This window comes from Paenarthrobacter sp. PH39-S1, assembly GCF_030063245.1.
GTDB lineage: Bacteria > Actinomycetota > Actinomycetes > Actinomycetales > Micrococcaceae > Arthrobacter_M.
On sequence record NZ_JASISR010000032.1, the window covers coordinates 34,472 to 44,128 of the forward strand.

Consider the following 9,657-nt stretch of genomic DNA (forward strand, 5'->3'; position numbering starts at 1 on the left):
CAGAAGAAAAGGACATCTTCAATGGCTGAGCACTACCTCCCGGAGAACCTCCCCACCCACATCCAGCACTACATCGACGGCAAGAAAGTCGATTCCATCGGAGGGGCGACCTTCGACGTGCTGGATCCCGTCTCCAACACCAACTACGCAACGGCCGCCGCCGGCCAAAAAGAGGACATTGACCTCGCCGTGGCCGCCGCCACCAAGGCCTTCAACGAGGGCCCCTGGCCGCGCATGAAGCCACGCGAGCGGGCCCGCATCCTGAACAAGATCGCCGACGCCGTCGAGGCCCAGGAGGCGCGGCTCGCCGAGTTGGAAACCTTTGACTCCGGCCTGCCCATCACCCAGTCCCGCGGCCAGGCGCTGCGTGCCGCGGAGAACTTCCGCTTCTTCGCCGATTTGATCGTGGCCCAGTTCGACGACGCCATGAAGGTCCCCGGCGCCCAAATCAACTACGTCAACCGCAAGCCGATCGGCGTCGCCGGGCTCATCACGCCCTGGAACACGCCGTTCATGCTGGAATCCTGGAAGCTGGCCCCCGCGCTGGCCTCCGGCTGCACCGTGGTGCTCAAGCCCGCCGAGTTCACGCCACTGTCCGCGTCGCTGTGGGCCACGATCTTCGAGGATGCCGGCCTGCCGCACGGCGTGTTCAACCTGGTCAACGGCCTGGGCGAGGACGCCGGCGACGCGCTGGTCAAACACCCGGACGTGCCGCTGATTTCCTTCACCGGCGAGACCACCACGGGCCAGACCATCTTCCGAAACGCCGCCACCAACCTCAAGGGACTGTCCATGGAATTGGGCGGCAAGAGCCCCTGCGTTGTCTTCGCCGACGCCGACCTCGACGCCGCGATCGACTCCGCCCTGTTCGGCGTATTCTCCCTCAACGGCGAGCGCTGCACCGCCGGCTCCCGCATCCTGGTGGAGCGCGCCATTTACGACGAATTCTGCGAAAAGTACGCCGCCAGGGCCAAAAACATCGTGGTCGGCGACCCCCACGACTCCAAGACCGAAGTCGGTGCGCTGGTCCACCCGGAGCACTACAACAAAGTCATGTCCTACGTGGAAATCGGCAAGTCCGAGGGCCGCCTGCTCGCCGGCGGCGGCCGCCCCGAGGGCCTGGACACCGGCAACTATGTGGCCCCCACCGTCTTCGCCGATGTGAAGCCGGAGGCCCGGATCTTCCAGGAGGAAATCTTCGGCCCCGTTGTCGCCATCACCCCTTTTGAGAACGACGACGAGGCGCTGGCCTTGGCGAACGGCGTCAGGTACGGACTGGCCGCCTACATCTGGACGCAAAACCTCACCCGCGCCCACAACTTCGCCCAGAACGTCGAGGCCGGGATGGTGTGGCTGAACAGCCACAACGTCCGCGACTTGCGCACCCCGTTTGGCGGGGTCAAGGCGTCCGGTCTGGGCCACGAGGGCGGCTTCCGCTCCATCGACTTCTACACCGACCAGCAGGCCGTGCACATCACCCTCGGCACCGTCCACACCCCCAAATTCGGCAGCGTGGAAGCCGCCGCCACGCTCGAGGGCTAGTCCGGCTTCCCCTCCCCTACTTACTCAAAGAAGAGAGAACCCCATGACCGACTTCATCACCACCCCCACCATCCCGGCCCCGGACATCGTCCGCTGCGCCTACATGGAAATGGTGGTCACCAACCTGGCCAGGTCCCGCGAGTTCTACGTGGACGTACTGGGCCTACATGTCACCGAAGAGGACGAGAACACCGTCTACCTGCGCTCGCTGGAGGAGTTCATCCACCACAACCTCGTGCTGCGCCAGGGCCCTGTCGCAGCGATCGCCGTCGCCGCATTCCGCGTCAAGTCCCCGGTGGAAGTGGACGCCGCCGAGGCCTACTACAAGGAGCTGGGCTGCCGCACCGAGCGTCGCAAGGACGGCTTCGTCAAGGGCATCGGCGACGCTGTCCGCGTGGAGGACCCGCTGGGCTTCCCCTACGAATTCTTCTATGAGACCACCCACGTGGAACGCCTGACCCAGCGCTACGACCTCTACAACGCCGGCGAGCTGGTCCGACTGGACCACTTCAACCAGGTCACCACTGACGTGCCGAAGGGCCGCAAGTACCTGGAAGACCTGGGCTTCCGCGTCTCGGAGGACATCAAGGACTCCGACGGCGTCAGCTACGCGGTGTGGATGCACCGAAAGCAGACCGTGCACGACACGGCGCTGACCGGCGGCGACGGCCCCCGCATGCACCACATCGCCTTCGCCACCCACGAGAAGCACAACATCATCCAGATCTGCGACAAGATGGGTGCCCTGCGCATCTCCGACCGGATCGAGCGCGGCCCCGGGCGGCACGGCGTCTCCAACGCCTTCTACCTGTACATCCTTGACCCGGACGACCACCGGGTGGAGATCTACACGCAGGACTACTACACCGGAGATCCGGACAACCCCACGGTCACCTGGGACGTCCACGACAACCAGCGCCGCGACTGGTGGGGCAACCCCGTGGTCCCTTCCTGGTACACCGAGGCCTCCCTGGTCCTGGACCTGGACGGTAATCCGCAGCCCGTCATCAAGCGCACCGACGCGTCGGAGATGGCCGTCACAGTCGGTGCCGACGGCTTCTCCTACACCCGGGAACCGGGCGAGGAACGCGGCTTCAAGATGGGCAACCAGCTCTAAGGGAGACAGAACATGCTTGATGATGACACCATTGCGCGCATTGCCGACGAGCTGGTGGAGGCCGGCCGGAGCCGTGTTCCGGTGCCCCGGCTGACGCAGCGGTACCCGGAGATGACGGTGGAGGACTCCTACCGTGTGCAGAACTTGTGGCGGCAGCGCGGCGAGACTGCCGGACGGGTGCTCGGCGGGCACAAAATCGGCCTGACGTCCAAGGCCATGCAATACGCCACGGGCATCACGGAGCCGGACTACGGGATCATCTTCAAGGACATGATCCTGGAGAACGGCTGCACGGTTCAGTGGGACCAGTACTCGCACCCCCGCATTGAGGTGGAGCTGGCGTTTCTACTCAAGAATGACGTCAGCGGCCCGGACGCTTCCATTTTCGATGTCCTCCGGGCCACCGAGTACGTGGTGCCCGCCCTGGAGATCCTCGATTCCCGGATCGAAATGGAGGGCCGAACCATCGTGGACACCATCAGCGACAACGCCGCCATGGGCGCCATGGTGGTGGGCGGGACCCCGGTGAAGCCCGACGACGTCGACCTCCGCTGGGTCTCCGCCATCCTGTACAAGAACCAGACCGTGGAAGAAACCGGGGTGGCGGCCGGCGTGCTCAACCACCCGGCGTCGGGCGTGTCCTGGCTGGCGAACAAGATCGCCCCGCACGGTGACGTGCTCAAGGCCGGGGAGCTCATCCTCGCCGGCTCCTTCACCCGCCCCATGTGGGTCCATGCCGGGGACACCGTCTTCGCCGACTACGGAAAGCTGGGCACCATCACATGCCGCTTCGAATAAAGCCCGCTCCGTCGTTCAAGGACGCGCTGGCCGCCGCGGACCGCCCGCTGGCCGGCATGTGGGTGTGTTCCGGCAGCCCGCTGGTCGCGGAAGTCTGCGCCGGGGCCGGGCTGGACTGGCTGCTGATCGACGCGGAGCACAGCCCCAACGGCCTTGAATCCATCCTGGCCCAGCTGCAGGCCGTGAACGGCTACCCGGTCACGGCCGTGGTGCGCCCGCCGGTCAACGACGCCGTGGTGATCAAGCAGTACCTGGACCTGGGCGCGCAGTCGCTGCTGATCCCCATGGTCCACACGGCCGACGACGCTGCTGCCGCGGTGGCCGCCGCCCGCTACCCGCCGCACGGCGTCCGCGGCGTCGGTTCCGCCCTGGCCCGGTCCGCGCGGTGGAACCGCATCCCGGACTACCTTGCAACGGCAGCGGAAACCATCACCCTGATGGTGCAGATCGAATCCACCCAGGCCGTGGAAAACGCGGCCCGGATCGTGGCCACAGACGGGATCGACGCCGTGTTCATCGGGCCGTCGGACCTGGCCGCATCCATGGGCGTGCTGGGACAGCAGGAACATCCCGACGTCGTCGCCGCCGTCGAACACTGCATCAAGGTGGCCAAGGCGGCCGGCAAGCCGGTGGGGGTGAACGCCTTCGCCCAGGAAACCGCCCACCGCTACCTCGATGCAGGCGTGGACTTCATTCTGGTCGGCGCCGATGTCGCCCTGCTGGCGCGGGGCAGCGAAGCCCTTGCCAACACGTACGTCCCGGCGTCCGACGCCGGGCCAACCACCAGCTACTAATCCCCACCTCCTCCCACGTTAACAGCGCTAGAGCGCTGAACACGCGGGGCCCTCGGAGCTGTGGGCCCACCCACGCCATCCCACAGACTTTTTCAAGGAGCACATTCATGACCATCACAGTTGACCGCGAAGCGAACCTGCTTGCTTCCGTCCCCACCGGGCTGCTCATCAACGGACAATGGCGCCAGGCCTCCGGCGGCAAGACGCTGGACGTCCACGACCCCGCCACCGGCAAGGTGCTGGCGTCCATCGCGGACGGCACCGGCGAGGACGCCCTGGCGGCGCTGGACGCGGCATCCGCAGCACAGGCCGGCTGGGCCCGGACGGCACCGCGGGTGCGCGCCGAAATCCTGCGCAAGGCGTTCGAGCTCATCACGGCACGGACCGAGGACTTCGCCCTGCTGATGACGCTGGAAATGGGCAAGCCGCTGGCGGAGGCCCGCGGCGAGGTGGCCTACGGTGCCGAGTTCCTGCGTTGGTATTCGGAGGAGGCCGTGCGCGACTATGGCCGCTATGTGACCTCGCCGGAAGGCAAAAACAAGATCCTGGTCCAGCACAAGCCGGTGGGCCCGTGCCTGTTGATCACGCCGTGGAACTTCCCGCTGGCCATGGCCACGCGCAAGGTGGGTCCGGCCGTAGCCGCGGGCTGCACCATGGTGCTCAAGCCCGCGAAGCTGACCCCGTTGACCGCGCAGCTGTTCGCCCTGGTCATGCAGGAAGCCGGCCTGCCCGACGGCGTCCTAAACGTCGTCTCCAGCTCCAGCGCCTCCTCCATCTCCGGGCCGCTGCTGAAGGATTCGCGGCTGCGCAAAATATCCTTCACCGGTTCCACCGCGGTGGGTAAGCAACTGATGGCCGCCGCCACCGAAAACGTGCTGCGCACGTCGATGGAACTCGGCGGCAACGCCCCGTTCATTGTCTTCGGCGACGCGGACCTGGACGACGCCGTTGACGGCGCCATGGCCGCCAAGATGCGCAACATGGGCGAGGCCTGCACGGCCGCCAACCGCTTCCTCGTCCACACGTCGGTGGCCGAAGAGTTCACGGCGAAGCTGGCCGGGCGCATCGGAGCCCTGACCGTTGGTCGCGGCACCGAGGCCGGTACTGACGTCGGTCCCATGATCGAGGAAAAGGCACGGACCGGCATCCACGCCCTGGTCACCGAGGCCGTGGCCGCAGGTGCCACGGTCCTGGCGGGGGGCAGCGCCGTGGATGGTGACGGCTACTTCTACCGGCCCACGGTGCTGGGCAATGTGCCCAACGACGCAGCGATCCTCCAGCAGGAAATCTTCGGCCCCGTGGCCCCCGTGACAACGTTCACGGACGAGGACGACGCCATCCGCATCGCGAACTCGACCGAATACGGCCTGGCCGCCTACCTGTACACCAAGGACTTCTCCCGGCTGCTGCGCGTGAGCGAACAGCTGGAATTCGGCATGGTCGGCTTCAACGCCGGCGTCATCTCCAACGCGGCCGCCCCCTTCGGCGGGGTCAAGCACTCCGGCCTGGGCCGTGAAGGCGGCTCCGAGGGTATTGCCGAATATACCGCAACCCAATATATCGGCATTGCGGATCCGTACGCGTAAGCCATGAAGGCAGCCGCAAGGCTGCGGAACGCGCCCCCGCGTTACTGCTCGGGCCGCCGCGCGGTAGCGTTAAAGGACAGGCGGCCCGGCGGTTCCGGGCCCGGAAGGAGCATCGTGTCCATCGTTGTCATTAACGCACTCAAGGTCCCCGTCGAGGCCGGGTCCGAGCTGGAAGCGCGCTTCGCTGCCCGCAAGCACTCGGTGGACGGTTCCCCGGGCTTCGAGGGGTTCCAGCTCCTGCGCCCGGTCGCCGGGGAGGACCGTTACTTCGTCTACACGCAGTGGGCCACCCGGGCAGACTTTGAGAACTGGCGGGCCCAGCGGCCCGGCCACGACAACTCCGCGCAGGCCCCGGTGGCCAGCGGCATGGACCTGCTCGAGTTCGAGGTTGTGGACCTGGGGTAAGCAAGGCACGCAGTTGGCAGCAAACGGGCCCCGCAGTGAAATCGCTGCGGGGCCCGTTAGTGCCCGCGCGGATATGCCGCGGGCACTACGTCGGGTGATCCGTAGGTGGCCGGGCTTGGGTCAGGCCCTCTTGGCCTTGCTCCCCGACAGCACGGGAGCGAAGAACTCGGCCAGTTCAGCAGTTGCGGGCAGCGGCTGGATGTTCGCCACGTACTGGTCCGGGCGTACGACGACGACCACGCCGTCGCGGGACAGCCCGCGCGCCTCGAAGATGTCATCGGCCTCGACAACGCCGTAAACCTTCTCCAGATCCGTGAGCTGGTACGGGCCAACCTCGGGCTTAAACACGTCGGGCACGGCGTTGATGTCGATGTCCTGGTGCTTTTGCTGGTAGATGACCTTCACGTCGAACCAGGCATCGGCGTCGAGCCCCTGGGGGGTGGCGGCAAGCGGTGATTCCGGAGCGTTCGCAAGCCACTGTGCCAGGTCGGCGGTGGGCGACGCGGCACCGGGCTTGGCCGCATCGGCGAAGACGTAGATACGCCAGCGGCCGTCCGCGGTGGCCTGGTGGCCGAGGTGCAGGGTGTTGGTGTCGCAGACGCGGGAGACGCGGGCGGACTTGAAGCGCTTGCCAAGCGGGAACCCCGTGGCCAGGTCCTGGTGGGCGTCCCCGGAGGTGAGCATCGAGCGCGTGTACTGCGTCATGAACCCTGCCGGGAACTCGGCAGTGCGAACGTAGAAGTCCTCCAGCTCCGTGGGGTTGGCGAATTCCTCAGGCTTCTTGGCCATCATCGTCGACCATTGCTTGTCGAAGTCGATGAGGTTCTTCGCAACGACCTGGCGCTCGGCGGAGTAGGTGTCCAGCAGCGACTCGGGGCTGCGGCCCTCGAGCACGTGGCCGAGCTTCCAGCCGAGGTTGAAGCCGTCCTGCATGGAGACGTTCATGCCCTGGCCGGCCTTGGCGCTGTGCGTGTGGCAGGCGTCGCCGGTAATGAAGACGCGCGGGCTGCGGGTGCCGCGGTCCTGCGCCAGAACGTCGTCGAACCGGTCGGTGAGGCGGTGGCCAACCTCGTAGACGCTATGCCAGGCAACGCTGCGCACGTCCACGGTATACGGGTGCATGATCTCGTTCGCCTTGGCAATGATCTGCTCGATGCTGGTCTTGCGCACGGCGCCGCGGTCGTCTGCAGGCACCTCACCCAAGTCCACGTACATCCGGAAGAGATGGCCGCCTTCGCGCGGGATCAGCAGGATGGATCCGCCGTCATGCGACTGGATGGCGCACTTGGTGCGGATGTCGGGAAAATCAGTTTTGGCCAGCACGTCCATGACGCCCCAGGCGTGGTTGGCGGCGTCGCCGGCGAGGGTGCAGCCGATCGAGGTGCGGACCTTGCTGCGCGCGCCGTCGCAGCCGACGACGTATTTGGCGTGAACGATGCGCTCGGTGCCCTCGTCCGGTCCGGCGCTGCGGACCAGCGTGACCTTCACGGGGTACTCGCCCTCGTCGGTGACCTCGAGCGACTGGAAGTCCCAGCCAAAGTCGGGGGTGAGGCGGCTGGGTGAGTTGGCCGCGACCTCGGCAAAGTAGTCGAGCACGCGGGCCTGGTTGACGATGAGGTGCGGGAACTCGCTGATGCCCATCTCGTCGTCGACTGCGCGGCCGCCGCGGACGATGTTCTTGGGGTCCTCGTCGCCCGGGCGCCAGAAGTTCATCTCGGTGAGCCAGTAGGCCTCCGCGGTGATCTGCTCGGCGAAACCGAACGCCTGGAAGGTCTCGACACTGCGTGCCTGGATGCCGTCGGCCTGGCCGAGCTCCAGCCGTCCACCGCGGCGTTCCACGAGGCGCGTGGTGATGTCCGGGAACTGGGCAAGCTGGGCAGCGACGAGCATGCCAGCCGGGCCCGAGCCCACGATGAGCACGTCCACGTCGTCGGGAAGTACCTCGGGGCGGTCGATGCCGACGCCGGCGGCCGGCTGGACCCTCGGGTCACCGGAAACGTATCCATGGTGGTGGAACTGCACAAGAATCTCCTCATTGCACTGTGGCGGCGCGTTCACCACCACTGAATTTAATTCACTATTTGAATATACAGTTCTAATAGTGCACACTAAGCATAATTGTGTGCGCCATCTCACGCAAGCCTGTGAGCTGGGCTGCCCTGGACGGCTGAGTTATATTCCGCGCCCGTTTCCGCATGGTCGGTAGAATTCCAGCATGTTTCGCTACACCCTGCGGCAGGTGCTCCACTTTGTCGCCATCGCCGACCATGGCTCGATCCGGGCCGCTGCCGAGGCCACCCACGTCTCCCAGGCCGGGTTGTCGCTGGCCCTGACGGAACTGGAAAAGGCCCTCGGCGTTCAGCTGGCGGTCCGGCAAAAGGCGAAGGGCATCACCCTGACCAGCGCGGGGCACAGGTTCCTCGCCGACGCCCGCATGCTGTTGCGCCGGGCGGACGATCTCCAGGCGACCACCGCGGAATCACCGGACGCCCTGGCGGGCCCCTTGGACCTCGGCTGCTACAGCACGCTGGCCGACTTCTGGGTTCCGCCCATCACGGCAGGTTTTGCCGCCGCCAACCCGCACTTGTCACTGACCATAACAGAGGGCCCACCGCTACAGCTCCAACTCGACATGCTCGAGGGCAGGCTTGACGCCGTCCTCACCCATACCCGGCACGTGGTCGACGGCGCCGAATACCAGGTCATCAGGGAGGGCCGGCCCTACGTGCTGGTGGGTGCCATGCACCGCCTGGCGGGGCGCAGCGGCGTCCGGCTGGCCGAACTGGCTGACGACGACATGGTCCTGCTCAACATTCCCACCGTTCGCGACAACCAACTGCCCAATCTGCGCGCGTCCGGCCTGGACCCGAAAATTGCATGGCGGTCCACCAGCTTTGAGGCCGTGCGCGGCATGGTGGCCCGTGGCCTGGGCTACACCGTCCTGGTCCAGCGCCCACCCCTGGACGTCAGCTACGAGGGCCTTCCGGTGGTCCCTCTGCCCATCGAGGGCCCCATCGGGCACAGCGACATCTGCTTCGCCTACCCCGCCCGGCAAAAGCCCAGCCGCAAGCTGCAGGCGCTCATCGACTACTGTGCCGCGTATTCCCCACCAGTTGGCCCGTAAAGCGCTGGCGCGCTTTTCGGGAACCTAACCAGCGTGGCCCCACCCACCAGTTGGCCCGTAAAGCGCTGGCGCGCTTTTCGGGAACCTAACCAGCGTGGCCCCACCCACCAGTTGGCCCGTAAAGCGCTGGCGCGCTTTTCGGGAACCTAACCAGCGTGGCCCCACCCACCAGTTGGCCCGTAAAGCGCCGGCGCGCTTTTCGGGAACCTAACCAGCGTGGCCCCACCCACCAGTTGGCCCGTAAAGCGCCGGCGCGCTTTTCGGGAACCTAACCAGCGTGGCCCCACCCAC

8 protein-coding genes are annotated in these 9,657 nt (G+C 66.4%); 7 read left to right on the top strand and 1 reads right to left on the bottom strand.

Annotated elements, in window-relative coordinates; genetic code table 11:
- Positions 1-21: 21 nt before the first annotated feature.
- From hpaE to QMG52_RS17375, 6 genes are all read left to right on the top strand, one after another.
- Positions 22-1,542, top strand: a complete 1,521-nt coding sequence (hpaE, locus tag QMG52_RS17350) for a 5-carboxymethyl-2-hydroxymuconate semialdehyde dehydrogenase (RefSeq protein ID WP_283561681.1) — start codon at positions 22-24, stop codon at positions 1,540-1,542.
- A gap of 43 nt (positions 1,543-1,585) precedes the next feature.
- Complete coding sequence (hpaD, locus tag QMG52_RS17355) at positions 1,586-2,659, top strand: 3,4-dihydroxyphenylacetate 2,3-dioxygenase (protein ID WP_283561682.1); 1,074 nt, start codon at positions 1,586-1,588, stop codon at positions 2,657-2,659.
- Between the two features lie 12 nt (positions 2,660-2,671).
- Positions 2,672-3,457 carry a 2-oxo-hept-4-ene-1,7-dioate hydratase gene (hpaH, locus tag QMG52_RS17360; protein WP_283561683.1) on the top strand — a complete coding sequence of 262 codons (786 nt, stop codon included), beginning with the start codon at positions 2,672-2,674 and terminating at the stop codon, positions 3,455-3,457.
- On the top strand, positions 3,442-4,251 hold the full coding sequence (locus QMG52_RS17365; RefSeq protein ID WP_283561684.1) for an HpcH/HpaI aldolase family protein: 810 nt from the start codon (positions 3,442-3,444) through the stop codon (positions 4,249-4,251). The genes hpaH and QMG52_RS17365 overlap by 16 nt, the downstream gene beginning before the upstream one ends.
- Before the next feature lie 107 nt (positions 4,252-4,358).
- On the top strand, positions 4,359-5,837 hold the full coding sequence (locus tag QMG52_RS17370; RefSeq protein WP_283561685.1) for an NAD-dependent succinate-semialdehyde dehydrogenase: 1,479 nt from the start codon (positions 4,359-4,361) through the stop codon (positions 5,835-5,837).
- A 114-nt stretch (positions 5,838-5,951) separates the two neighbouring features.
- Positions 5,952-6,242, top strand: coding sequence for an antibiotic biosynthesis monooxygenase family protein (locus tag QMG52_RS17375; protein WP_283561686.1), 291 nt, complete (start codon positions 5,952-5,954; stop codon positions 6,240-6,242).
- Between the two features lie 120 nt (positions 6,243-6,362).
- Here QMG52_RS17375 and QMG52_RS17380 read toward each other — a convergent pair whose 3' ends face one another.
- Complete coding sequence (locus QMG52_RS17380; protein ID WP_283561687.1) at positions 6,363-8,264, bottom strand: FAD-binding monooxygenase; 1,902 nt, start codon at positions 8,262-8,264, stop codon at positions 6,363-6,365.
- Between the two features lie 193 nt (positions 8,265-8,457).
- Between QMG52_RS17380 and QMG52_RS17385 the strand changes: the two genes are divergently transcribed.
- Positions 8,458-9,366 carry a LysR family transcriptional regulator gene (locus QMG52_RS17385; protein ID WP_283561688.1) on the top strand — a complete coding sequence of 303 codons (909 nt, stop codon included), beginning with the start codon at positions 8,458-8,460 and terminating at the stop codon, positions 9,364-9,366.
- The last annotated feature ends 291 nt before the right edge of the window (positions 9,367-9,657 follow it).

What these genes read in the sequence shown, in the direction of transcription:
- hpaD (WP_283561682.1), top strand. Translation starts at nt 1,586, where the DNA reads ATGACCGACTTCATCACCACCCCCACCATCCCGGCCCCGGACATCGTC.
- QMG52_RS17365 (WP_283561684.1), top strand. Translation starts at nt 3,442, where the DNA reads ATGCCGCTTCGAATAAAGCCCGCTCCGTCGTTCAAGGACGCGCTGGCC.
- QMG52_RS17370 (WP_283561685.1), top strand. Translation starts at nt 4,359, where the DNA reads ATGACCATCACAGTTGACCGCGAAGCGAACCTGCTTGCTTCCGTCCCC.
- hpaE (WP_283561681.1), top strand. Translation starts at nt 22, where the DNA reads ATGGCTGAGCACTACCTCCCGGAGAACCTCCCCACCCACATCCAGCAC.
- QMG52_RS17385 (WP_283561688.1), top strand. Translation starts at nt 8,458, where the DNA reads ATGTTTCGCTACACCCTGCGGCAGGTGCTCCACTTTGTCGCCATCGCC.
- hpaH (WP_283561683.1), top strand. Translation starts at nt 2,672, where the DNA reads ATGCTTGATGATGACACCATTGCGCGCATTGCCGACGAGCTGGTGGAG.